Genomic DNA, 22,655 nt, shown 5'->3' on the forward strand with positions numbered 1-22,655 from the left:
AGCCGGGCGAATGAAGTGCCCGGGATCTTCCCGATCTGCCCATTCTTGGCTACGCGACCGAAAAGGCTCGCGGACAAGGGAGTTGTTCGGGTGGAGAAGGAAGCAGGGCCGGAAGTCGCAGCAGTGCGGCTCGACGACCCGTGGTACGACGCGCTGGCTCCCGGATGGGGCGAGCTGGACGGTACGGGAGGCATTGCGCCCCACGGGCCGCCCGTCCCCGTGGCGCCACAGCACAACCCCAGTGCTGCCGATATCTATTGCGAGGTGCAGCAGAGCGCGGCCTTCCGCGAAGTGCGCCGCCGCTACCGCAGGTTCGTGGTCCCTGCGGCGGTCGCCTTCCTCCTCTGGTACTTCGCCTATGTCGTCGCCGCGACCACGGCACACGAGCTGATGGCGCGCCCGGTTGCCGGTGCGCTCAACGTGGCGATGGTCGCGGGGCTCGGACAGTTCGTCACCACGTTCCTGCTCACCTGGGCGTACGCGCGTCATGCCCGGCTGCGCAGGGACAGGGATGCGCTGGAACTGCGCTGGGACACCCAGGAGATGACGAGAGGGACCGACCGGTGAGCGGGGACCACCAGACGCTGGCGCTGCTGCTGTTCAGCGCGTTCATCGCGGTGACGCTCGGCATCACCACCTGGGTGAGCCGGAACAGGCAGGGTTCGCCGGAGGAGTTCTACGCGGGCGGGCGGCTCTTCTCCCCCATGGAAAACGGATTCGCCATCGCAGGGGACTACATGTCCGCAGCCTCGTTCCTCGGGATCTCGGGGCTGATCGCGCTCTTCGGCTACGACGGCATGCTCTACTCGGTCGGTTTCCTCGTCGCCTGGCTGGTCGTCCTGCTCCTCGTCGCGGAACTCGTGCGCAACTGCGGGCGGTTCACGCTCGCCGACGTGGTCGCCGCCCGCATGGCGGAGCGTCCCGTTCGCACCGCGCTCGGTACCTCGTCGGTCACCGTGTCGGTGCTCTACCTGGTGGCACAGATGGTGGGTGCGGGCAGTCTCGTCGCGCTCCTGCTCGGCGGGACGAGCGACACCGCCCGGTCGTGGACCGTCGTCGGGGTCGGCGCACTCATGGTGATCTACGTGTCGCTCGGCGGTATGCGCGCCACGACCTGGATCCAGATCGTCAAGGCCGTCCTGTTGATGGCCGGTGCTCTCGCGCTCACCGTGCTGGTGCTCGTGCACTTCCACGGCAACGTCAACACACTCCTCAACACGGCCGCAGAACGCAGCGGTCACGGACGGGAGTTTCTCTCGCCCGGACTCAAGTACGGAGGAAGCTGGACGGCGCGCTTCGACTTCATGAGCCTGGGCCTGGCCCTCGTGCTCGGCACGGCCGGTCTGCCGCACATTCTGTCGCGCTTCTACACCGTGCCCACGGCCCGGGCGGCGCGGCGCTCCGTCGTCTGGTCCATCGGACTCATCGGCAGCTTCTACCTGATGACGATCGTGCTCGGGTTCGGAGCCGCCGCCCTGGTCGGCTCGGCGGACGTACGCGCGTCGAACGCTTCGGGGAACACCGCGGTCCCGCTCCTGGCACTCGTTCTCGGAGGTGGCGAAGGATCCACCGGCGGCACGGTGCTGTTCGCCGTGGTGGCGGCCATCGCCTTCGCGACCATTCTCGCCGTTGTCGCCGGGATCACGCTGGCCTCCTCCGCCTCGGTCGCGCACGACCTCTACGCCTCGTTCCGCCGCCGGGGTTCCAAGCAGCGCAGCGAGGTGGCCGTGGCCAGGACGGCCGCGGCGGGTGTCGGCGTCGTCGCGATCGCACTGGGACTCCTCGCCCAGGATCTCAACGTCGCATTCCTGGTGGGACTGGCCTTCGCGGTCGCAGCCTCGGCCAACCTTCCGGCGCTTCTGTATTCGCTGTTCTGGCGGAACTTCACCACGCGGGGGGCGGTCTGGTCCGTCTACGGCGGGCTGATTCCCGCGCTGCTGCTCGTCCTGCTCTCGCCGGTCGTCTCGGGGAGTCCGACCTCGCTCTTCCCGGGCGTGGACTTCCAGCTCTTCCCCTTGGACAACCCGGGGCTCGTGTCCATCCCCGCCGGTTTCCTGGCCGGCTGGATCGGCACGGTCACCTCCACGGAGCCGCCCGACGCGGCCAGGCACGCGGAGGCGGAGGTCCGGTCGCTGACGGGCGCGGGTGCGGCCTGAGGATCCGTATGCTCCTGCCGCGGGTTCAGGCGCCCGAGGCCCAGGTGTACCGGTGTTCGGGGCGGCCCGTCTCGCCGTACTTCAGGGACAGCCGCACCCGTCCCGTCCGCTCCAGCAGTTTCAGATAGCGCTGGGCGGTCTGCCGGCTCATTCCGGCGCTCTCCGCGATCTCCTGCGCGGAGAGCGGCCCGTCGGCGGTGCGCAGGGCCTGACGGACCAGCTCGGCGGTGGTCGGCGAGTGCCCCTTGGGAAGGTCGGGCTCCCCGGTGGCCCACAGGGCCCCGAAGAGCCGGTCCACCTCTGTCTGCTCGGCCTCGCCGCCGCCCTCGAAGGTGTGCCGCAGAGCTGCGTACGCCTCCAGCTTGGTGCGCAGCCCTGCGTACGTGAACGGCTTCACCAGGTACTGGAGGGCTCCGTGGCGCATCGCCGCCTGAACGGTCGCGACGTCGCGTGCGGCCGTCACCATGATCACGTCGGTGTGCCGGCCGAGCCCTCGTAGTTCCCGGACCAGGGTCAGACCGTTGCGGTCCGGCAGGTAGTGGTCGAGCAGGATCAGGTCGACGGGTGTCTCACTGATCCGGGCGAGTGCCTCGGTGGACGAGTGGGCCTGGCCTGCCACGTGGAAGCCGGGCACCTTGGAGACGTACGCCGCGTTGATCTGCGCGACCCTGATGTCGTCGTCCACGATCAGGACCTCGATCACGGGGTCTCTCCTGCCGTTGCCGGTCGTGCGGGTGTCGCGATGCCGTCCGGGGCCCGTTCTTCGAGGGCCTCGGGCAGGACGACCGTGAACACGGCCCCGCCCTCCGGGGAATCCGACACGGAGACGCTGCCGCCCTGCCGTTCCGCCAGCCGCCGCACCAACGGCAGGCCCAGCCCGCGTTTGCCATGGGCAGGGAGCTCCTTGGTGGACCAGCCTTCGATGAAGATCGAGTCACGGCTGCCCGCGGGTATGCCCGGGCCGCTGTCGTACACGCGCAGGACCACCGTACGGCCGTCGGCCCGCAGGTCCACCTCGACCCGGGCGTCCACCGTTCCCGCCGCGGCGTCCAGGGCGTTGTCGACGAGGTTGCCGACGGCCGTGACGAGATCGCGCGGGTCCACCAGCCGGTCCGGCAGGAGCGTGCCGGGCGCCATGCGAAGGGCGACACCACGCTCCGCGGCCACCGTCGTCTTGCCGACGAGCAGCGCGGCCAGCAGCGGGTCGTGGACCTTCTCGGTGACCTGCTCGGCGGTCGCCCGGTGGACGCCGACGACTTCGGTGACGAATTCCATCGCGTCGTCGTGCATCTCCAGCTCCAGGAGCCCCAGGAGGGTGTGGAGCCGGTTCGCGTGCTCATGGTCCTGGGCGCGGAGGGCGTCGATCAGGCCGCGGGTGGAGTCGAGCTCACGGCCGAGGTTCTCGAGCTCGGTCCGGTCGCGGAGGGTGGCGACCGCACCGCCGTCGTCGGTCGGCATCCGGTTGGCGAGCAGCACACGGTTGCCGCGGACCGTCACCAGGTCGTGCCCGACGACCCGGCCCGCCAGTACATCGGCGGTCCGCCCGGCGCCCAGGGCGTCGTCGAGCGGGCGGCCCGCAGCATCGGGACCGAGGCCGAGGAGTCGCTGGGCCTCGTCGTTCAGCAGCCGGATGCGTCCCGTGCGGTCGAGGGCGACCACACCCTCACGGATGCTGTGCAGCATGGCCTCGCGCTCCGTCAGCAGCGCGGAGATGTCGGAGAACGCCAGGTCGTGGGTCTGCCGCTGCAGGCGGCGGGAGATCAGGTAGGCGGCGAACGCCCCCACGGCCAGCGCCCCGCCGGCGTAGGCGAGCAGCCCTGGGATCGTCGCGAGCAGCCGAGCGCGGACGCTGTCGTACGCGATGCCGACGGAGACGGCGCCCACGATCCGGTCCGCCCCGTCGCGCAGCGGCACCTTGCCGCGGGCGGAGCGGCCGAGCGTGCCGCTGTCGATCTCCATGACGGACCTGCCCGCGAGCGCCGTGCTGGGGTCCGTGGAGACGACTGCGCCGATCCGGGAGGTGTCGGTGTGCGACCAGCGCACCCCGCGCCTGTCCATGACCACGACGTACTCGGCGCCGGTGGACCGCCTGATCCGCTCGGCCACGTTCTGGACGGGACCGTCCGGGGCCGGGTCCGTGGAGAGCAGCGAAGAGGCGATCTGCGGCTGTGCCGCCGTGCTCTGCGCGATGGCGAGGGCCCGGCGCATCGCCTGGTCGTCGAGCTGGTCGCTGAGCGGCGCCAGGAAGAGGCCGGTGACCAGCGCGGTGACACCGGTGATGATGGTCAGCTGCATGAGGAGGACCTGCGAGAAGACCCGCTTCGGCCAGCCGAACCGGCGGGGCCCCCGGACGGTGGTCGATGGGGCGCTCATCGTACGAACGGTAGAGGGCACTCCGGGCCTTTTCGAAATCCGTTGCTGTTGTTCTTCCGCCGACGCACCGGAACGTCTGAGCTGGAGGGCTTGCCTCGGGGCTTGCCTCCGGGCGCTCGATCTGTGAGCGTGCAGTGGGTTTCGGTGATTTCCACCGCAGCGCAATCTTTTTGCGGTTCTTGCGCTAATCTTGCGTTCATGACGCGACGACTTGCTCAGGTTGCCCAGAAGGTAGGAGTCAGCGAGGCCACGGTCAGCCGCGTGCTGAACGGTAAACCGGGCGTCTCCGACGCCACGCGGCAAGCCGTCCTCTCCGCGCTGGACGTCCTTGGCTACGAGCGCCCCACGCAGCTGCGCGGCGAGCGGGCCCGGCTGGTCGGGCTCGTCCTTCCCGAACTTCAGAACCCGATCTTCCCGGCCTTCGCCGAAGTGGTCGGCGGCGCGCTCGCCCAGCAGGGGCTGACTCCCGTGCTCTGCACCCAGACCAAGGGCGGCGTCTCCGAAGCCGACTACGTCGAGCTCCTGTTGCAGCAGCAGGTGTCCGGAGTCGTGTTCGCCGGTGGGCTCTATGCCCAGGCCGACGCCCCGCACGATCACTACAAGGTGCTCGCCGACCGCAAGATCCCCGTGGTCCTGATCAACGCGGCCATCGCTCATCTGGGATTCCCCGCGGTTTCGTGCGACGACTCCGTGGCTGTCGAGCAGGCGTGGCGTCACCTCGTCTCGCTCGGTCACGAACGGATCGGTTTCGTCCTGGGCCCGTCCGATCACGTGCCCTCGCAGCGGAAGCTCGCTGCCGCCCGCGCGCTCGCCGAGGAGGCGGGGACCACGGTGCCGGACGAGCGGGTGTCCCGGGCCATGTTCTCGCTCGAGGGCGGGCAGGCCGCTGCCATGCGGCTGCTGGACCAGGGGGTCACGGGGATCATCTGCGCCAGCGACCCGCTCGCCCTGGGCGCGGTGCGTGCGGCGCGCCGCCGCGGACTGTCCGTGCCCGCGGACGTCTCGGTCGTCGGCTACGACGACTCGGCCTTCATGAACTGCACCGAGCCGCCGCTGACCACGGTCCGCCAGCCCATCGAGGCCATGGGCCGGGCCGCGGTGGAGCTGCTCTCGGTGCAGATCGCGGGGCGCGCGGTGCCGTCCGACGAGCTTCTCTTCGAGCCGGAACTCGTGGTACGCGGCTCCACGGCCCAGCCGCCACGTGAAAATTCCCGCTGATTGTAGCTAATTTGCAGGATCGGCCCGAGGCGGCGGTGCGGCCCCTGACAGCGGTGCGGGCTGGGGCAGCGGTGCGGGCGGCAGTGCCGGCGCGGGCAGTGGCTGTGGCGGTCGAGGGCCTGTGTACTGCCCGGTGGGCCGCATCCGCAGGGGCCTCTCCGTGTACTCCTCCAGTGCGTGGGCGATCCAGCCCGCTGTGCGGGCCACGGCGAACACCGTCTCGCCCGCCTCCGCGGGCATGCCGCAGGCGACCGACAGGACGGCAAGCGCCAGGTCGACGTTGGCGTGCAGGGGAGTGTGGCGGGCGGTGGTGGCGACCACGTCGCGGGCAGCGGTCAGCGCCCGGGCAGCCTGCGGTACGTCCTCCAGCAGGTCGAACAGCACCTGTGCCCGTGGATCCACACCCGTGTACAGGCGGTGCCCCAGCCCCGGCACGCGGCGGCCCGTGCGGAGATGGTCGGCGACGACCGGGGATGCGCGGCCCCGTTCCACGACCTCGGACAGCATCCGGTGGGCCAGGCCGCTCGCGGCACCGTGCAGGGGTCCTTCCAGGACCCCCAACCCTGCCGAGACCACTGCGTACGGATGGGCGTGGGCGGACGCGGCGACCCGCGCAGCCAGCGTCGAGGCGGCAAGGTCGTGGTCCGTGAGCAGCGCGAGAGCGGTGTCGAGCACGGCCAGTGACGCCGCGTCGGCCGGCCGGCCGGAGAGCCTCGGCCACAGCTGCCGTGCGAGGGTCGCGGAGACGCCGCTCGCCCCGTCGTGGCTTTCGGCAGGCGGCTGTTCCCCGACGACGGGCAACGCGGCCACCAGGGTGGGGATGAGGCCGCGTGCGCTGCTGAGGACCCCCTGGGGCGATAGGTCGAACCGCAGCGGATCGGCGGCCGCGGCCGCGGCGACCGCGACCCGCAGCCGGTCCGTCGACCCGCTGTGCGCCGGGAGCGCGGCGACCGTCTGTCGTGCGGCGGCGAGCGATTCCGGGGGTGCGGTGAAACGGATGCCGGGGCGGAGCTCGCCGGTCCAGATCCACTCCGCGACTTCCTCGTAGCCGTACTCGCGGGCGAGCTCGGTGGCGTCGACACCGCGGAAGTAGTACGCGTCGTGCTCGATGAGCGTGATGCCGGTACGGAAGACCAGCTCGCCCGCGGCAGGAACGGGCTCCCTGCGTCCGGTGCGCCGGACCAGGGCCGCGACCTCGGCGGCGTCGAACGAGCTGCCGCGCCCTCCGGCGGCCCGCCTGCTGCTGAGCTGTCCCCTGCTCACGTATGCGTACACGGTCTCGGGCTTCACCCCCAGCAGTTCCGCCGTCTCCCGTGTGGTGAGCCTGCGCGCCTCCCCTGGATCTTCGCTTCCGGCGCCTTCCGTGTCGGCTCCGCGCGCTGCCTCATGCGTCATGGCGCCCACCGTATCGATTTCCATCGGCATCCAATGACGGCTCCATATTGATTGAATCAATGTTGACATGAATTGAGTCAATCATAGACAGTCGAATCAATGTTCAATCGACTGCCGGAGGAGAGACCCGAAATGTCTGCCTTGAGGACTGGTATCGCCCCGCTCGACGTGCCCCGCGGTCTCGCCGGCGTGATCGTCACCGACACCGCGCTCGGCGATGTGCGCGGGCGCGAGGGCTTCTACCACTACCGGCACTACTCGGCGATCGATCTGGCGCGCAGCCGCAGCTTCGAGGACGTCTGGTACCTGCTGTTCCACGGCGAACTGCCCGACGGTGCCGAAGGCGCCGACTTCGCGGCCCGCACAGCCGGTCTGCGCCGTCTGCCGGACGAGGTGCGCGACGCGTTGCCGGCCATCGTCCGCGCGGGCGCGGTCTCCGGTCCGCTGGCCGGGCTGCGCACCGCACTCTCGCTGTTCGGGGCTTCGGCCGGATTCCGACCGGTGTACGACATCGGCGCCGACCGCCGCCGCAGCGACGCGCTCGCGGTCTGCGCCGCCGTTCCCACCGTGCTGACCGCCCTGCACCGGCTCGGCCAGGGCCTCGAACCGATCGGACCGCGTGAGGACCTGCCGTTCGCGGCGAACTACCTGTACATGCTCACCGGAGCCGAGCCTGACGCCGCACGGGTCAGGGCCGTCGAGCAGTACCTCATCTCCACCATCGACCACGGCTTCAACGCGTCGACGTTCACCGGCAGGGTGGTGGCGTCCACCGGCGCGGACGTGGCCGCCTGCCTGGTCGCGGCGGTCGGTGCGCTCTCCGGACCGCTGCACGGCGGAGCGCCCAGCCGGGCTCTGGACACACTGGACGCCATCGGGACTCCGGACCGTATCGACGGCTGGATCCGGGAACAGGTCCTCGCGGGGGGCCGGATCATGGGCTTCGGACACCCCGTCTACCGCACCGAGGACCCGCGGTCACGCATGCTGCGGTCGATCGCGCAGAGCTTCGGCGGACCACTCGTCGATTTCGCCGTCGAGGTCGAACGGCAGGTGGAGGCCATCCTCGCCGAGCTCAAGCCGGGGCGTGAGCTGCACACCAACGTGGAGTTCTACGCCGGGGTCGTCATGGAGCTCTGCGGTCTGCCCCGCGCGATGTTCACCCCCACCTTCTGCGCCGCGCGTGTGGTCGGCTGGAGCGCCAATATCCTGGAGCAGGCGGAGGACTCGAAGATCATCCGCCCGGCGGCCCGCTATGTGGGAACGCCCCCGCCCCAGCCCGTACCGGCACCCTGACAGACCACGAGAAAGGCCCACGTTGACCCCGTCCCGCGCCCCGCAGATCCCGGTCGTCGTCCTGGCGGGGTTCCTGGGATCAGGCAAGACGACCCTGCTCAACCATCTGCTCCGCAACCGGGCCGGCAACCGTATCGGTGTGATCGTCAACGACTTCGGTTCCATCGAGATCGACGCCATGGCCGTCGCGGGGCAGGTCGGCTCGACGGTCTCGCTGGGCAACGGCTGCCTGTGCTGCGCGGTCGACGCGAGCGAGCTCGACACCTTCCTGGAGACGCTGACCAGGCCAGCCGCCCGGCTCGATGTGATCGTCATCGAGGCGAGCGGTCTCGCCGAACCCCAGGAGCTCGTACGGATGCTGCTGGCCAGCGACAATCCGCACATCCGGTACGGGGGACTGGTCGAGGTCGTCGATGCCGCCGAATTCATGACCACGCGGGAGCGGCACCCGGAGATCGACCGTCATCTCGGGGTCGCGGACCTCGTCGTGCTGAACAAGACCGACAGGGTGGCGCAGGCGGAACTGGACGCCGTGCGCGAGGTGCTGGCGTCCGTAGGCAGCAGGGCGGCTGTCATCCACGCCGAGTTCGGGCGCATCGACCCCGAGCTGCTCGTCGATCCCGTGCTGCGGCCGGACGGTGACGACACCGCACGTCAGCTGACCTTCGAGGACCTTCTCCTGGAGACGGACCACGAGCACGACAGCCATCTGCACGCGGCGTACGAGAGCGTCTCCTTCACCGCCGACGTGCCGATGGACCCCCGGCGGTTCATCGAGTTTCTCGACTCCAGGCCCGCAGGCCTCTACCGGATCAAGGGGAACGTCGACTTCGGCGCGGGCGACCCGGGAAACAGGTACACCCTGCACTCCGTCGGAGGGTTTCTGCGCTTCGTTCCACAGGCGTGGCCGCGGGACGAGCCCAGGTGCACGCAGCTGGTGCTGATCGGTTCCGGGATCGACGCGGAGGCGCTGCACAAGGGGCTCTCCGACTGCCGGGAGCCGGAGCAGGAGGCCGGCGGAGTGCTCGAGCGCAGCATGTGGGGCATCCTGCGCTACGTACAGCAGCCGGACGACGGCGCAGCCTGAGCGGCCCCGACGTCGTCCGGCCGGGTGTCTACAGCGGGCCGGCGATCACGGAGACCGGGCTCGTCAGCGGGGTGCCCGAGCCGTCGCGCCGCGGATCCGGGGCAGGCAGCTCTGCCGGTGTGCCGTTCTGCTGTGCGGCGCGGGCCGGAACGCCGCCCGCCCACGCGAACACCAGGACGTCCTCCCCCTTGAGGAAGCGCTGGCAGCGCACCCCACCGGTTGCCCTGCCCTTGCGCGGATACTGATCGAACGGGGTGAGCTTCGAGGTCAGCTCCGAATCGTCCAGAGTGCCGTGCGACCCGGCCACCGTGAACACCACGGCGTCCAGCGCGGGATCCACTGCCGTGAACGAGAGCACCACGGCCCCCGCCGTGAGCTTGACGCCCGCCATGCCGCCCGCCGGGCGCCCCTGCGGGCGCACCTGCGCCGCCGGGTAGCGCAGCAGCTGTGCGTCGGACGTGATGAACACCAGGTCCTCCTCGCCCGTACGCAGCTCGGTCGCGCCGACGATGCGGTCACCGTCCTTGAGCGTGATGACCTCCAGCTCGTCCTTGTTGGCCGGGTAGTCGGGCACCACGCGCTTCACCACCCCCTGCAGGGTGCCGATCGCCAGGCCGGGCGACTCCTCGTCCAGCGTGGTGAGGCAGATCAGCTCCTCGCCCGTCTCCAGCGTGAGGAACTCCGAGATCTGAGCCCCTCCCGAGAGGTTGGGAGCCGCATGGGTGTCCGGCAGCCGCGGCAGATCGATCACCGACAGCCGCAGCAGGCGTCCCGTGGACGTCACCGCACCCACATCGCCCCGCGCCGTCGCGGGGACGGCCGAGACGACCACGTCGTGCTTCGTGCGCTTGGCGTCCTCGGCCGCCACGACCTGGTCGGCGTTGGCCGTACGGGCCAGCAGACCGGTGGACGAGAGGAGCACCCGGCACGGGTCGTCGGCGACCTCCAGCGGCACGGAGGCGACCTGCGAACCTGCCGACTCCAGCAGTACCGTGCGCCGGTCGGTGCCGAACTTCTTCGCCACCGCGGCCAGTTCGGCCGAGACGAGCTTGCGCAGCTCCGCGTCCGACTCCAGGATCGCCGTCAGCTTGTCGATCTCGTCGTTCAGCCGGTCGCGCTCGCTCTCCAGCTCGATCCGGTCGAACCGGGTGAGCCTGCGCAGCGGGGTGTCCAGGATGTACATCGTCTGGATCTCGCTCAGGGAGAAGCGCTCGATCAGCCGCTCCTTGGCCTGCGCCGAATTGTCGCTGTCCCGGATGATGCGGATGACCTCGTCGATGTCGAGCAGGGCGACGAGAAGACCCTCGACCAGATGCAGCCGGTCCCGGCGCTTGGTCCTGCGGAACTCGCTGCGCCGGCGCACCACCTCGAAGCGGTGGTCGAGGTAGACCTCCAGGAGCTCCTTGAGCCCCAGGGTGAGCGGCTGCCCGTCGACCAGCGCCACGTTGTTGATGCCGAAGGACTCCTCCATCGGCGTCAGCTTGTAGAGCTGCTCCAGCACCGCCTCCGGCACGAAGCCGTTCTTGACCTCGATCACCAGCCGGAGCCCGTGCGACCGGTCGGTGAGGTCCTTGACGTCGGCGATGCCCTGGAGCTTCTTCGCGGAGACGAGATCCTTGATCTTGGCGATCACCTTCTCCGGGCCGACGGTGAAGGGGAGTTCGGTGACGACGAGGCCCTTGCGGCGCGGCGTGACGTCCTCTATCGCGACGGTGGCACGGATCTTGAACGTGCCGCGGCCTGCAGCGTACGCGTCCTTGATGCCGCCGAGACCGACGATCCTGCCACCGGTCGGCAGGTCGGGGCCCGGGACGAAACGCATCAGGGTCTCGAGGTCGGCGTTCGGGTGCCTGATGAGATGGCGGGCGGCGGCGATCACCTCGCCGAGGTTGTGCGGGGGCATGTTGGTCGCCATGCCGACCGCGATCCCGGACGCCCCGTTGACCAGGAGGTTCGGGTACGCCGCCGGGAGGACGACGGGCTCCTGCTCCTGGCCGTCGTAGTTCGACTGGAAGTCGACGGTGTCCTCGTCGATCGACTCCGTCATCAGCGACGTGGCGTCGGCCATCCGGCACTCGGTGTACCGCATGGCGGCCGGCGGGTCGTCGTTGCCGAGCGAGCCGAAGTTGCCGTGTCCGTCGACGAGGGGCAGGCGCATCGAGAACGGCTGTGCCATGCGCACCAGTGCGTCATAGATCGACGCGTCACCGTGCGGGTGCAACTTGCCCATCACTTCGCCGACGACACGGGCGCACTTCACGTAGCCGCGGTCGGGGCGCAGCCCCATCTCGTTCATCTGGGACACGATGCGGCGGTGCACGGGCTTCATGCCGTCGCGGGCGTCGGGCAGGGCCCTGGAGTAGATCACCGAGTACGCGTACTCGAGGAAGGAGCCCTGCATTTCGTCGACGACGTCGATGTCGAGGATCTTCTCCTCGAAGTCGTCCGGCGGCGGGGTCTTCGTGCTGCGGCGGGCCATCGCGGCTGCGACTCCTTCACAGATTCTGTCGGGCAACCTCAGGTTCTGACGCCGACCATTGTGGACCGCCGTACTGACAACGCCGACCTCGACCCGTCCGAAGTGGTCTCAGGGGCCCCTCAGGAGCCCCTGTTTACGGCACCATCTACGACAACATTCACCGATCGGGAACTTCGCCAGGTGCCGGTGCGCTTGCTTACAGTGGCAGGTCCGGCAGGAAATCCTGTATCGCGATCGAAGGGACGTACATGCCCATGGGTCACACGGCCACAGCCCAGGCCGGTTCCGGCGGCTTGACGGCGACCGAGCACCGCCTGGCCAACGGCCTGCGCGTGGTGCTCTCGGAGGACCATCTGACCCCGGTCGCCGCGGTCTGCCTCTGGTACGACGTCGGTTCCCGTCACGAGGTCAAGGGACGCACCGGCCTGGCTCACCTCTTCGAGCACCTGATGTTCCAGGGTTCCGGCCAGGTCAAGGGGAACGGACACTTCGAACTGGTGCAGGGGGCCGGCGGTTCCCTGAACGGAACCACCAGCTTCGAGCGCACCAACTACTTCGAGACGATGCCCACACACCAGCTGGAGCTCGCTCTGTGGCTCGAAGCCGACCGGATGGGCTCGCTGCTCACCGCGCTCGACGACGAGTCCATGGAGAACCAGCGCGACGTCGTGAAGAACGAGCGCCGTCAGCGCTACGACAACGTTCCTTACGGCACGGCGTTCGAGAAGCTCACGGCCCTCGCGTACCCGGAGGGCCACCCGTACCACCACACGCCGATCGGGTCGATGGCCGATCTGGACGCGGCGACCCTGGACGACGCCCAGGCGTTCTTCCGCACGTACTACGCGCCCAACAACGCCGTGCTCTCGGTGGTCGGTGACATCGACCCGGAGCAGACGCTGGCCTGGATCGAGAAGTACTTCGGCTCCATCCCCTCGCACGACGGCAAGCAGCCGCCGCGCGACGGCACGCTGCCCGGCACCATCGGTGAGCAGCTGCGCGAGGTGGTGCACGAGGAGGTTCCCGCGCGTGCGCTGATGGCCGCCTACCGGCTGCCGCACGACGGCACCCGTGAGTGTGACGCCGCGGACCTGGCGCTGACCGTCCTCGGCGGTGGCGAGTCGTCCCGGCTGCACAACCGCCTGGTCCGCCGGGACCGTACGGCGGTGGCCGCGGGATTCGGGCTGCTCAGGCTCTCCGGAGCGCCCTCCCTGGGCTGGCTGGACGTCAAGACGTCCGGTGGTGTCGAGGTGCCGCAGATCGAGACGGCCGTCGACGAGGAGCTGGCCCGTTTCGCGGCCGAAGGCCCCACGCCCGAGGAAATGGAGCGGGCGCAGGCCCAGTTGGAGCGCGAGTGGCTGGACAGGCTCGGCACGGTCGCGGGCCGCGCCGACGAACTGTGCAGGTATGCCGTGCTGTTCGGCGACCCCCAGCTCGCCCTGTCCGCGGTGCAGCGAGTGCTCGACGTCACCGCGCAGGAGGTCCAGGCGGCCGCCCAGGCGCATCTGCGTCCCGACAACCGGGCGGTCCTGGTCTACGAGCCGGTCGAGCCGGCGGACGAGGCCGAGGATGCCGCAGGCAGCACCGACGACCACGAGGGGGCCGAGAAGTGACCGACGCCGCCGTGACTGGAGTAGCGATGGAGTACCACCCGCAGCCGACCGCAGGCGAGGCCAGGCCCTGGGCCTTTCCCGCGCCCGATCGCGGCGCTCTGCCCAATGGCCTGACCGTGCTGCGCTGCCACCGCCCCGGCCAGCAGGTCGTCGCCGTGGAGATCTTCCTGGACGCGCCGCTCGACGCCGAGCCCGAGGGGCTGGACGGTGTGGCCACGATCATGGCGCGCGCGCTGTCCGAGGGCACCGACAAGCACTCCGCGGAGGAGTTCGCCGCCGAGCTGGAGCGTTGTGGTGCCACGCTCGACGCGCACGCCGACCACCCCGGTGTCCGGGTCTCGCTGGAGGTCCCGGTCTCCCGGCTCTCCAAGGCGCTCGGCCTGGTCGCCGAAGCGCTGCGGGCGCCGGCGTTCACCGAGAGCGAGGTGGAGCGCCTGGTGGGCAACCGGCTCGACGAGATTCCGCACGAGCAGGCCAACCCCGCCCGGCGTGCCGCCAAGCAGCTCTCCAAGGAGCTGTTCCCTGCCACGGCGCGGATGTCGCGTCCGCGCCAGGGCACCGAGGAGACCGTGCGCCGGATCGACGCCGCGGGCGTGCGCGCCTTCTACGACGCCCATGTCCGCCCGTCCACCGCGACGGCCGTCATCGTCGGTGATCTCACCGGGGTCGATCTGGACACGCTGCTCGCGGACACCATCGGTGACTGGTCGGGCAACGCCGGTCAGTCGCGCCCGGTGCCTCCGATCACCGCGGACGACACGGGCCGGGTAGTGATCGTGGACCGTCCCGGGGCCGTGCAGACGCAACTGCTGCTCGGCCGGATCGGCGCCGACCGGCACGACAGCGTCTGGCCCGCCCAGGTCCTGGGCACGTACTGCCTGGGCGGCACCCTCACCTCACGTCTCGACCGCGTCCTGCGCGAGGAGAAGGGCTACACCTACGGGGTCCGGGCCTTCGGCCAGGTGCTGCGTTCGACGGCACCCGGATCCGCATCCGGGGCGACCGGCGCCGCGATGCTCGCCATCAGCGGCTCCGTGGACACGGAGTCCACCGGGGCGGCCCTGGACGACCTCTGGAAGGTCCTGCGCACCCTGGCGGCCGAGGGACTGACGGACGCCGAGCGCGAGACCGCCGTACAGAACCTCGTAGGGGTCGCCCCGCTGAAGTTCGAGACGGCGGCATCGGTCGCGGGCACCCTCGCCGACCAGGTGGAGCAGCACCTCCCGGACGACTACCAGGCCCAGCTGTACGCGCGCCTGGCGGAGACCGGCACGGTGGAGGCGACGGCCGCGGTGGTCAACGCGTTCCCCGTGGACCGGCTGGTCACGGTCCTCGTGGGGGACGCTTCGCAGATCGCGGAGCCCGTGAGGGCGCTGGGTATCGGCGAGGTGTCGGTCGTCACCGGCTGACGGAACAGGACAGGGCGAACCCCGGCGAGCACGCACTCGCCGGGGTTCTCCCTTTTGTCTGATTTGGTGCAATGCGTTCCTGTATGGCCTGTGGGATGTCCGACAAAGCGACCTGTCCGTTTGGTGATTGAAAGTCGCCCGGCCTAGCGTCGGCTCGGCTGTCCGCCAGACGTATGCCGCACCCGCGGCGCCGGACAGTCATCGCCGAGTCCCCGTCAGGCGCGAGCCTGGGGAGCCGGGGACCCACGTAGTCCCTGGGGTGAATCGGATGTCCGCGTCTCGTACGAGGCGGGGAATCCGTAGGAGACCTTCCTGCTCCGAACCCGTCAGCTAACCCGGTAGGCGAGAAGGAAGGAAAGGATCAGCCCCTCCATGGCGTTCACCCGTGCCACCGGGAAGCACCGTGCCCCGAGCCGCCTGACGCGCAGGAGCGCCAAGGTCGCCGGCATCGCGGCTCTGGCCACCACCGGCGTCATCGGCGCAACGGCCTCCCCGGCCCTCGCCGCGGACTCCGAGGCCCTCACCGTCACCGGTCTGACCCAGGCCGTTGCCATCGACACCACTCTCGCCGCGCAGATCGACGCCCAGGCCGAGGCGCAGCAGCACCAGGCCGACGTCGCGGCGAAGGCGAAGGCCGAAGCTGCGGCAAAGGCAAAGGCGAAGGCCGAGGCGAAGCGCAAGGCCGAAGCCCGCGCCAAGGAGGTCCGTGAGGCCGAGGCACGCGCCGCCCGTGCCGCCGAGCGCGCCCGGCTGAACGCCTTCCACCTCCCGGTCGCCGGCTCCTCCGTGACCACCGGCTACAAGTCCAGCGGTGCCCTCTGGTCCTCCGGCAGCCACTCCGGCGTCGACTTCCGCGCCGCGTCCGGCAGCTCCGTCGTCGCGGTCGGCGCCGGTACCGTCGTCACGGCGGGCTGGGGCGGCGCGTACGGCAACAACATCGTGCTCCGGATGACGGACGGCACCTACACCCAGTACGGCCACCTCTCCTCGATCGGCGTGTCCGTCGGACAGAGCGTCACCTCGGGGCAGCAGATAGGCCTGTCGGGCTCCACCGGCAACTCCACCGGACCGCACCTGCACTTCGAGGCGCGGACCACCCCGGAGTACGGGTCCGACATGGATCCCGTCGCCTACCTCCGAGCGCACGGTCTCCAGGTCTGAGACCTCGTACCGCACAGCTTCCCGAAGGCCCCGGCACCCGCCGGGGCCTTCGTCGTGCCGCGCCCCGGGACTGCTCCGCCGCGAACCGCCGGAGAAGTACTCGTCGGCTGGAAGATATCCATGGATTCCGCTCCGCCATCGGAAATTGCGACTGATTGCAATAGAGTCACAGAACAGGCGTCGATCGGCCGCGTTACGCGGGGATTAAGGCGGAGGTTCGGACATGCGCATTCCCGCGCATTCGGTATGCACGGCAATCCGTGACGACATCGTCTCCGGTGTCTTCGAACGCGGCAGCCGCCTCACCGAGGAGGTGCTCGCACGTCGGTACGGGGTCTCCCGCGTCCCGGTGCGCGAGGCACTGCGCACCCTGGAGTCCGAGGGGTTCGTCGTCACCCGCCGGCACGCCGGTGCCTGCGTCGCCGAGCCCACGGAGCAGGAGGCCGCCGACCTCCTGGAGATCCGCATGCTCCTGGAGCCGCTGGGCGCCGCGCGTGCCGCCCAGCGCCGTACCGAGGCCCACCTCAAGGTGCTCCGAGGCCTGGTCAGACTGGGGCAGGAGCGGGTCCGCCGGGGCGAGGGGGAGGATCTGCGCTCGCTGGGCGGCTGGTTCCACGAGACGCTGGCCCAGGCGTCGGCCAGCCCCGCCCTCATCGCGCTGCTCACCCAGCTCAGGCACAAGATCACCTGGATGTACGCGGTCGAGCATCCGGCCCGCCCCGCCGATTCCTGGGCCGAGCACGGCGCCATCGTGGACGCCGTGGCGCGCGGTGACGCGGAGCGGGCCAGGGTGCTCGCGGCCCAGCACGCCGAGCGGGCCACCGCCGCCCACCGCCTGCGGCGCACGGACCGGCCGGGCCGCACGACCGGTCCGGCCCGGGTGAGGACTTCGCAACATTCTGTAAACATCGCAGGTGTCCGGCATTAACAATGGCGCCGTATACAAAGAAGTGAATTCGGAAGGGCTTTCTTTATGCTGCCCGAATTCGGGTCTTCGTCACGGTGGTCCGGGGCTTCCCGGAAACGAGAAAGCCACGGTTCCCGATGGGGATACCGCGGCTTTGTCGAGGAAGTAATTCCTGCCCGGAGCGGGCGGAATCAGACGGTCTCCGGAAGCTCCTCGAGCCCCTCGGTGACCAGCTTCGCCAGACGGTCCAGGGCGGCTTCGGCGTCGTCCGCCTCGGACGCGAGCACGATCTCCTCGCCACCCTGGGCACCCAGGCCGAGCACCGCGAGCATGGAGGCGGCGTTCACCGGGTTGCCGTCGGCCTTGGCGATCGTCACGGGGACGCCGGAGGCCGTGGCGGCACGGACGAAGATGGATGCGGGGCGGGCGTGCAGGCCCTCGGCCCAACCGACGTTGACGCGGCGCTCAGCCATGGTTCTGCCCTTCACGTATCAATGGTTGTCTAGACCAGTCTCTCATGCAGTGCGCACTGCTGTGCCCGACCTCCTGCCCTGCCGCCACCGCCGGTCGGCTCCCTCAGACTGCCCGCGCAGCGATCCGTCCGCGACCGGTGCGGCGGCCGTAGGCTTTGCCCATGGAGCCCACGCCGGAGCAGAGTCCGCATCACGCGTACCCCGACCACTGGGAGGCGGACGTGGTGCTCCGCGACGGTGGTACCGCCAGGATCAGGCCGATCACCACGGACGATGCCGAGCGGCTGGTCAGCTTCTACGAACAGGTCTCCGACGAGTCGAAGTACTACCGCTTCTTCGCCCCCTATCCACGTCTCTCCGCCAAGGACGTGCACCGCTTCACCCATCACGACTACGTCGACCGGGTGGGGCTGGCCGTCACGATCGGCGGAGAGTTCATCGCGACCGTCCGCTTCGACCGGATCAACGAGCAGGGCAGACCGGCCTCCGCACCAGCCGACGAGGCAGAGGTCGCCTTCCTCGTCCAGGACGCCCACCAGGGCCGCGGCGTGGCTTCGGCGCTCCTCGAACACATCGCGGCGGTTGCCCGCGAGCGCGGCATCGTGCGCTTCGCCGCCGAAGTGCTGCCCGCGAACAACAAGATGATCAAGGTGTTCCGGGACGCCGGCTACACCCAGCAGCGCAGCTTCGAGGACGGTTCCGTCCACCTCACGCTCGACCTCGAACCCACCGCGGCGTCCCTCGCCGTCCAGCGCGGCCGTGAACAGCGGGCCGAGGCGCGCTCCGTGCAGCGGCTGCTGGCCCCCGGATCCGTCGTCGTGGTCGGCGCCGGACGCGCCCCGGGCGGAGTGGGCCGCACGGTGCTGCGCAACCTTCGCGGCTCGGGCTTCACCGGGCGCACCTACGCGGTGAACCGGTCCTTCGCCGCCGAACAGGCCACGGTCGACGGTGTGCCCGCGCACCGCTCCGTGGGCGAGATCGGCGAGCAGGTCGACCTCGCGATCGTCGCCGTCCCGGCCGAGCGGGTACCGGAGGCGGTGGCCGACTGCGGTGAGCACGAGGTCCAGGGCCTCGTCGTCCTCTCCGCCGGTTACGCCGAGCGCGGCGCCGAAGGCCGGGAGCGCCAGCGCGAACTCGTCCGGCAGGCCCGTTCGTACGGGATGCGGATCATCGGTCCGAACGCCTTCGGCATCATCAACACCTCCGACGCCGTCCGCCTGAACGCCTCTCTCGCACCCGAATCGCCCGCACCCGGACGCATCGGGCTGTTCACCCAGTCCGGCGCGATCGGGATCGCCCTGCTGTCCGGCCTGCACCGGCGCGGCGCGGGGCTCTCGACGTTCATCTCCGCGGGCAACCGGGCCGATGTCTCCGGCAACGACTTCCTGCAGTACTGGTTCGAGGACCAGGACACCGATGTGGCCCTCCTCTACCTCGAGTCGCTCGGCAACCCGCGCAAGTTCACCCGGCTCGCCCGCCGGACCGCCGCAGTGAAGCCCGTGGTCGTCGTCAAGGGCGCCCGGCACAGCGGCTCCACCCCGCCCGGCCACGCCGTCCCCGTCAGCCGGATTCCCGACGCGACGGTCTCCGCACTGATGCGCCAGGCCGGCGTGATCCGCGTCGACACGGTCACGGAGATGGTCGACGCGGGCCTGCTGCTCGCCGATCAGCCCTTGCCGGCCGGTCCCCGGGTGGCGATCCTCGGCAACTCCGAATCGCTCGGCCTCCTCACGTACGACGCCTGCCTCGCCGAAGGACTTCGCCCGCGCCCGCCGCGCGACCTGACGACCGCGGCCGGACCGCAGGACTTCCGGGACGCTCTGGCCGAGGCGCTCACCGACCAGACCTGCGACGCCGTGATCGTGACCGCGATCCCCTGGGTGGGAGAGAACGGTGAAGCGGAGACGGGCGAAGGCGAGGTGCTCGCCGCGGCCCTGCAGGAGGCGGTGGCAACCGGCCCGGCCAAGCCCGTCGCCGTGGTGCACGTCGAAATGGGCGGCCTGGCGGAGGCCCTCGCAGCGGCCGCGAGCACGGCCACCCCGGCCGGCGGATCCAGGAGGGGGGCGCAGGCACCGGCCCCGTTCACGACAGGCACCCCGGCGACCACCGAGCCGGGGGAGCGGGGGTCGGGCGCAGAGCCCCCGGCCGGTGCGCCGCGGCCGGACGCGACACGTGCCGGTACGACAGCCCGGGAGGGCACCGGCCGGGACGGTGCCGGGCCCGGAGCGAGCGGCACCACGGAACGCGGCGACGGGCCCGACGACGCGCTCGGTCCGCAGCCCAGGACCGGGCGGATCCCCGCCTACCCGGCCGCCGAGCGGGCCGTCCGGGCGCTCTCCGAGGCCGTGAAGTACGCGCAGTGGCGGCGGCAGGCTGCCGTGCCCGGGAAGATTCCCGAGTTCCTGGACGAGACCATCGACGAGCCGGGGACGGCCACCCTGATCGAGGCGCTGCTCGGGCCCGGCCCCGATCCGAAGGGCCGTCCGCTCACCCACGACGAGGCAGCCGAACTGCTCGGCCGCTACGGCATCGCCGTACGGCCGGCCCTCCCCGCCCCCGACCCGCAGGCCGCAATCGCCGCCGCGGCGCAGCTCGGCTACCCGGTGGCGCTCAAGACGACCGCCCCCCACCTCCGTCACCGAGCGGACCTCGGCGGTGTCCGGCTCGACCTCGCCAACGAGAGCGCCCTGGGCCGGGCCTACGGCGAACTGACCGAGCTGCTCGGCACGCCTGCCGAGCTGCGGCCCGTCGTCCAGGCCATGGCGCCGCGCGGCGTCGACACCGTCGTACGGGCCTCGATCGACGCCGCCGCGGGAGCCGTCCTCTCCTTCGGTCTGGCCGGCGCACCCTCCGAGCTGCTCGGCGACGTGGCCCACCGCCTCGTACCGGCCACCGACCGCGATGCCGCGGAGCTGATCCGGTCCATCAGGGCCGCGCCCGTGCTGTTCGGCTGGCGGGGCTCCGCGCCCGCGGACACCGCGGCGCTCGAAGAACTCCTCCTGCGGGTGTCCCGTCTGGTCGACGACCACCCCGAGGTCGTGTCGGTCGCGCTGGAGCCCGTCGTGGTCGCCACGCAGGGCCTGACCGTTCTCGGGGCGAGCGTCCGGCTCGCGCCGCCTCCGGCCCGGACCGATCTCGGTCCCCGCAGACTCCCCAACTACTGACTGCCCCCGGACCTCACCACGGCGTCCCCGGCAGCCACCGGCCCCCCGTAGGATGGTCCGTATGGCAAAGACCGGTACGACGACCCAGGGGCTGCGCGCGGCGATCGAGCGCAGCGGCTACTACCCGGCCCTCGTGGCCGAGGCGGTGGAGGCCGCCGTCGGCGGTGAGCCTGTCGCGTCGTACCTGGTGCACCAGGAGACCACCTTCGACTCCAACGAGGTGCGTCGCCACGTCACGGTCCTGGTCCTGACGGACACCCGCTTCATCGTCAGCCACACGGACGAGCAGGCCGCCGACACGAGCTCCCCGACTCCGTACGCCACCACGTCCACCGAGTCGGTCAAGCTCGACCGGATCTCCTCCGTCGTGGTCAGCCGCGTGGTCGCCGACCCCGAGAAGTACGTGCCCGGCACCCTGCCCCGCGAGGTCGTCCTGACCATCGGCTGGGGTGCGGTCTCCCGCATCGATCTCGAGCCCGCCGCCTGCGGCGACCCCAACTGCGAGGCCGACCACGGCTACACCGGCAGCTCCACGGCCGACGACCTGAGTCTGCGGGTGAGTGAGGCCGGTGACGGACCGGACACGGTGCGCCAGACCCTGGCCTTCGCCCAGGCGCTCTCCGAGGCCACGGCCGCCACTGCGGCGACCGGCCGCTGATGGCCCACCCGGCCTGGCAGGACCCCGTTCTGCTCACTCTCGACAGCGCTCCCGTGCCCGAGTACGGCAGCGGCTCGCTCGCGGACCTGCTCCCTACGATCGCCGCGGGGCAGGGCGTACCCGGCTTCGAGGCAACGCTCGCGGAGCTGACCCCCGCCGACCGGAACTGCGTCTTCCTGATCGACGGACTCGGCTGGGAGCAGATCGAGGCACACCCGGACGAGGCGCCCTTCCTGCACTCGCTGCTCCCCACGTCCCGCGGCGGCACGGGCCGCCCGATCACGTCGGGCTTCCCGTCCACCACGGCGACCTCGCTCGCCTCCGTCGGTACGGGGCTGGCGCCCGGCGAGCACGGCCTTCCCGGCTACACCGCGCGCAATCCGGAGACCGGCGAGCTGATGAATCAGCTCCGCTGGAAGCCCTGGACCCAGCCCAAGGTCTGGCAGCCGTATCCCACGGTCTTCCAGCTCGCCGACGCGGCAGGCGTGCACACGGCCCAGGTCTCCGCACCCACCTTCGAGCAGACCCCGCTCACCAAGGTCGCGCTCAGCGGTGGTTCGTTCCTCGGCCGGCTCTCCGGCGAGGACCGGATGGACCTGGCCGCGGAGCGGCTCGCCGCCGGTGACAGGTCGCTCGTCTACACGTACTACAGCGAGGTCGACGGCAAGGGACACCGCTTCGGCGTCGACTCCGACGCCTGGCGGGGCCAGCTGATGTATGTCGACGGGCTGGCCCGGCGCCTCGCCGAGCAGCTTCCGTCCCGCTCGGCGCTGTACATCACCGCCGACCACGGAATGATCGACATCCCGTTCGACGAGCAGTCCAGGATCGACTTCGACGAGGACTGGGAGCTCCGCGCCGGAGTCGCCCTGCTCGGCGGCGAAGGCAGGGCCCGTCATGTGTACGCGGTCCCCGGGGCTTCGAGCGACGTTCTGGCCGTGTGGCGCGAAGTGCTCGGCGAGCAGTTCTGGGTGGCGAGCCGGGACGAGGCGATCGCGGCCGGCTGGTTCGGCCCGCGGATCGACGAGCGGGTCTACGGCAGGATCGGGGACGTGGTCGCGGCCGCGCACGACGATGTGGTGATCACCGCGTCGGTCAACGAGCCCCATGAGTCCGTGATGGCCGGCATGCACGGTTCGCTGACCCCGGCCGAGCAGCTCGTCCCGCTCCTCGAAGTACGCTCGTAACTCCCTCCCTCCACTGCGCGCGACCCGAAAGGCGCTCAACTTCTCATGCCCGAGCCTGTGTTCCTGTCCGGGACGGTGG

General features: G+C 70.7%; 17 protein-coding genes and 1 riboswitch. Of the genes, 12 read left to right on the forward strand and 5 right to left on the reverse strand.

Features of this window, described 5'->3' with window-relative positions; genetic code table 11:
- Positions 1–90 precede the first annotated feature (90 nt).
- The gene (locus ABZS61_RS28485; protein ID WP_356427229.1) at positions 91–567 is read left to right on the forward strand and encodes a DUF485 domain-containing protein; all 477 of its coding nucleotides are present in this window, start codon (positions 91–93) and stop codon (positions 565–567) included.
- A complete protein-coding gene (locus ABZS61_RS28490) occupies positions 564–2,156 on the forward strand; it encodes a cation acetate symporter (protein WP_356427232.1) in 1,593 nt (530 codons plus the stop codon). Before ABZS61_RS28485 ends, ABZS61_RS28490 begins: the two co-directional genes overlap by 4 nt.
- Before the next feature lie 25 nt (positions 2,157–2,181).
- Here the strand turns inward: ABZS61_RS28490 and ABZS61_RS28495 are convergent, their stop codons facing one another.
- Both ABZS61_RS28495 and ABZS61_RS28500 read right to left on the reverse strand, forming a co-directional pair.
- Complete coding sequence (locus tag ABZS61_RS28495) at positions 2,182–2,859, reverse strand: response regulator (RefSeq protein WP_356427235.1); 678 nt, start codon at positions 2,857–2,859, stop codon at positions 2,182–2,184.
- The gene (locus ABZS61_RS28500; protein WP_356427238.1) at positions 2,856–4,529 is read right to left on the reverse strand and encodes a sensor histidine kinase; all 1,674 of its coding nucleotides are present in this window, start codon (positions 4,527–4,529) and stop codon (positions 2,856–2,858) included. Before ABZS61_RS28500 ends, ABZS61_RS28495 begins: the two co-directional genes overlap by 4 nt.
- Before the next feature lie 198 nt (positions 4,530–4,727).
- Here ABZS61_RS28500 and ABZS61_RS28505 point away from each other — a divergent pair, with 198 nt between their 5' ends.
- Positions 4,728–5,747, forward strand: coding sequence for a LacI family DNA-binding transcriptional regulator (locus tag ABZS61_RS28505; RefSeq protein WP_356427242.1), 1,020 nt, complete (start codon positions 4,728–4,730; stop codon positions 5,745–5,747).
- 6 nt (positions 5,748–5,753) lie between these two features.
- Here the strand turns inward: ABZS61_RS28505 and ABZS61_RS28510 are convergent, their stop codons facing one another.
- Positions 5,754–7,142 (reverse strand): citrate synthase, encoded by a 1,389-nt coding sequence (locus ABZS61_RS28510; protein WP_356427245.1) that lies wholly within the window; start codon positions 7,140–7,142, stop codon positions 5,754–5,756.
- Positions 7,143–7,274: 132 nt separating this feature from the next.
- On the opposite strand from ABZS61_RS28510, the gene ABZS61_RS28515 reads away from it, so the two are divergent.
- Together ABZS61_RS28515 and ABZS61_RS28520 are read left to right on the forward strand one after the other, a co-directional pair.
- Positions 7,275–8,438 carry a citrate synthase/methylcitrate synthase gene (locus ABZS61_RS28515; RefSeq protein WP_356427248.1) on the forward strand — a complete coding sequence of 388 codons (1,164 nt, stop codon included), beginning with the start codon at positions 7,275–7,277 and terminating at the stop codon, positions 8,436–8,438.
- 22 nt (positions 8,439–8,460) lie between these two features.
- Entirely contained in the window at positions 8,461–9,525 is a 1,065-nt protein-coding gene (locus tag ABZS61_RS28520) for a GTP-binding protein (RefSeq protein ID WP_356427251.1), read from the forward strand.
- A gap of 28 nt (positions 9,526–9,553) precedes the next feature.
- Here ABZS61_RS28520 and ABZS61_RS28525 read toward each other — a convergent pair whose 3' ends face one another.
- On the reverse strand, positions 9,554–12,004 hold the full coding sequence (locus ABZS61_RS28525; protein ID WP_351170594.1) for a DNA topoisomerase IV subunit A: 2,451 nt from the start codon (positions 12,002–12,004) through the stop codon (positions 9,554–9,556).
- Between the two features lie 248 nt (positions 12,005–12,252).
- On the opposite strand from ABZS61_RS28525, the gene ABZS61_RS28530 reads away from it, so the two are divergent.
- From ABZS61_RS28530 to ABZS61_RS28545, 4 genes are all read left to right on the forward strand, one after another.
- On the forward strand, positions 12,253–13,617 hold the full coding sequence (locus ABZS61_RS28530; protein ID WP_356427255.1) for a pitrilysin family protein: 1,365 nt from the start codon (positions 12,253–12,255) through the stop codon (positions 13,615–13,617).
- Positions 13,618–13,643: 26 nt separating this feature from the next.
- The gene (locus tag ABZS61_RS28535) at positions 13,644–15,026 is read left to right on the forward strand and encodes a pitrilysin family protein (RefSeq protein ID WP_356427346.1); all 1,383 of its coding nucleotides are present in this window, start codon (positions 13,644–13,646) and stop codon (positions 15,024–15,026) included.
- Between the two features lie 192 nt (positions 15,027–15,218).
- A riboswitch (cyclic di-AMP (ydaO/yuaA leader) is annotated at positions 15,219–15,386 on the forward strand.
- A gap of 12 nt (positions 15,387–15,398) precedes the next feature.
- On the forward strand, positions 15,399–16,187 hold the full coding sequence (locus ABZS61_RS28540; RefSeq protein WP_356427258.1) for a M23 family metallopeptidase: 789 nt from the start codon (positions 15,399–15,401) through the stop codon (positions 16,185–16,187).
- Positions 16,188–16,410: 223 nt separating this feature from the next.
- Positions 16,411–17,115 (forward strand): GntR family transcriptional regulator, encoded by a 705-nt coding sequence (locus tag ABZS61_RS28545; protein WP_356427261.1) that lies wholly within the window; start codon positions 16,411–16,413, stop codon positions 17,113–17,115.
- Positions 17,116–17,285: 170 nt separating this feature from the next.
- Here the strand turns inward: ABZS61_RS28545 and ABZS61_RS28550 are convergent, their stop codons facing one another.
- Positions 17,286–17,567, reverse strand: coding sequence for an HPr family phosphocarrier protein (locus tag ABZS61_RS28550; RefSeq protein WP_329206688.1), 282 nt, complete (start codon positions 17,565–17,567; stop codon positions 17,286–17,288).
- 161 nt (positions 17,568–17,728) lie between these two features.
- Between ABZS61_RS28550 and ABZS61_RS28555 the strand changes: the two genes are divergently transcribed.
- The 3 genes from ABZS61_RS28555 to ABZS61_RS28565 all read left to right on the forward strand — a co-directional run bounded on the left by ABZS61_RS28555 (position 17,729) and on the right by ABZS61_RS28565 (position 22,576).
- On the forward strand, positions 17,729–20,731 hold the full coding sequence (locus ABZS61_RS28555) for a GNAT family N-acetyltransferase (protein WP_356427265.1): 3,003 nt from the start codon (positions 17,729–17,731) through the stop codon (positions 20,729–20,731).
- A gap of 61 nt (positions 20,732–20,792) precedes the next feature.
- Positions 20,793–21,389 (forward strand): DUF5998 family protein, encoded by a 597-nt coding sequence (locus ABZS61_RS28560; RefSeq protein WP_329206686.1) that lies wholly within the window; start codon positions 20,793–20,795, stop codon positions 21,387–21,389.
- Positions 21,389–22,576, forward strand: coding sequence for a nucleotide pyrophosphatase/phosphodiesterase family protein (locus ABZS61_RS28565; protein ID WP_356427269.1), 1,188 nt, complete (start codon positions 21,389–21,391; stop codon positions 22,574–22,576). The genes ABZS61_RS28560 and ABZS61_RS28565 overlap by 1 nt, the downstream gene beginning before the upstream one ends.
- Positions 22,577–22,655: the final 79 nt, after the last annotated feature.

This window comes from Streptomyces sp. NPDC005566 (genome assembly GCF_040605575.1).
Taxonomy (GTDB): Bacteria; Actinomycetota; Actinomycetes; order Streptomycetales; family Streptomycetaceae; genus Streptomyces.

Coding starts and splice junctions, on each gene's coding strand:
- ABZS61_RS28500 (WP_356427238.1), bottom strand. CDS start 4,529: ATGAGCGCCCCATCGACCACCGTCCGGGGGCCCCGCCGGTTCGGCTGG.
- ABZS61_RS28505 (WP_356427242.1), top strand. CDS start 4,728: ATGACGCGACGACTTGCTCAGGTTGCCCAGAAGGTAGGAGTCAGCGAG.
- ABZS61_RS28510 (WP_356427245.1), bottom strand. CDS start 7,142: ATGACGCATGAGGCAGCGCGCGGAGCCGACACGGAAGGCGCCGGAAGC.
- ABZS61_RS28515 (WP_356427248.1), top strand. CDS start 7,275: ATGTCTGCCTTGAGGACTGGTATCGCCCCGCTCGACGTGCCCCGCGGT.
- ABZS61_RS28525 (WP_351170594.1), bottom strand. CDS start 12,004: ATGGCCCGCCGCAGCACGAAGACCCCGCCGCCGGACGACTTCGAGGAG.
- ABZS61_RS28530 (WP_356427255.1), top strand. CDS start 12,253: ATGCCCATGGGTCACACGGCCACAGCCCAGGCCGGTTCCGGCGGCTTG.
- ABZS61_RS28535 (WP_356427346.1), top strand. CDS start 13,644: ATGGAGTACCACCCGCAGCCGACCGCAGGCGAGGCCAGGCCCTGGGCC.
- ABZS61_RS28540 (WP_356427258.1), top strand. CDS start 15,399: ATGGCGTTCACCCGTGCCACCGGGAAGCACCGTGCCCCGAGCCGCCTG.
- ABZS61_RS28545 (WP_356427261.1), top strand. CDS start 16,411: ATGCGCATTCCCGCGCATTCGGTATGCACGGCAATCCGTGACGACATC.
- ABZS61_RS28550 (WP_329206688.1), bottom strand. CDS start 17,567: ATGGCTGAGCGCCGCGTCAACGTCGGTTGGGCCGAGGGCCTGCACGCC.
- ABZS61_RS28555 (WP_356427265.1), top strand. CDS start 17,729: ATGGAGCCCACGCCGGAGCAGAGTCCGCATCACGCGTACCCCGACCAC.
- ABZS61_RS28560 (WP_329206686.1), top strand. CDS start 20,793: ATGGCAAAGACCGGTACGACGACCCAGGGGCTGCGCGCGGCGATCGAG.
- ABZS61_RS28565 (WP_356427269.1), top strand. CDS start 21,389: ATGGCCCACCCGGCCTGGCAGGACCCCGTTCTGCTCACTCTCGACAGC.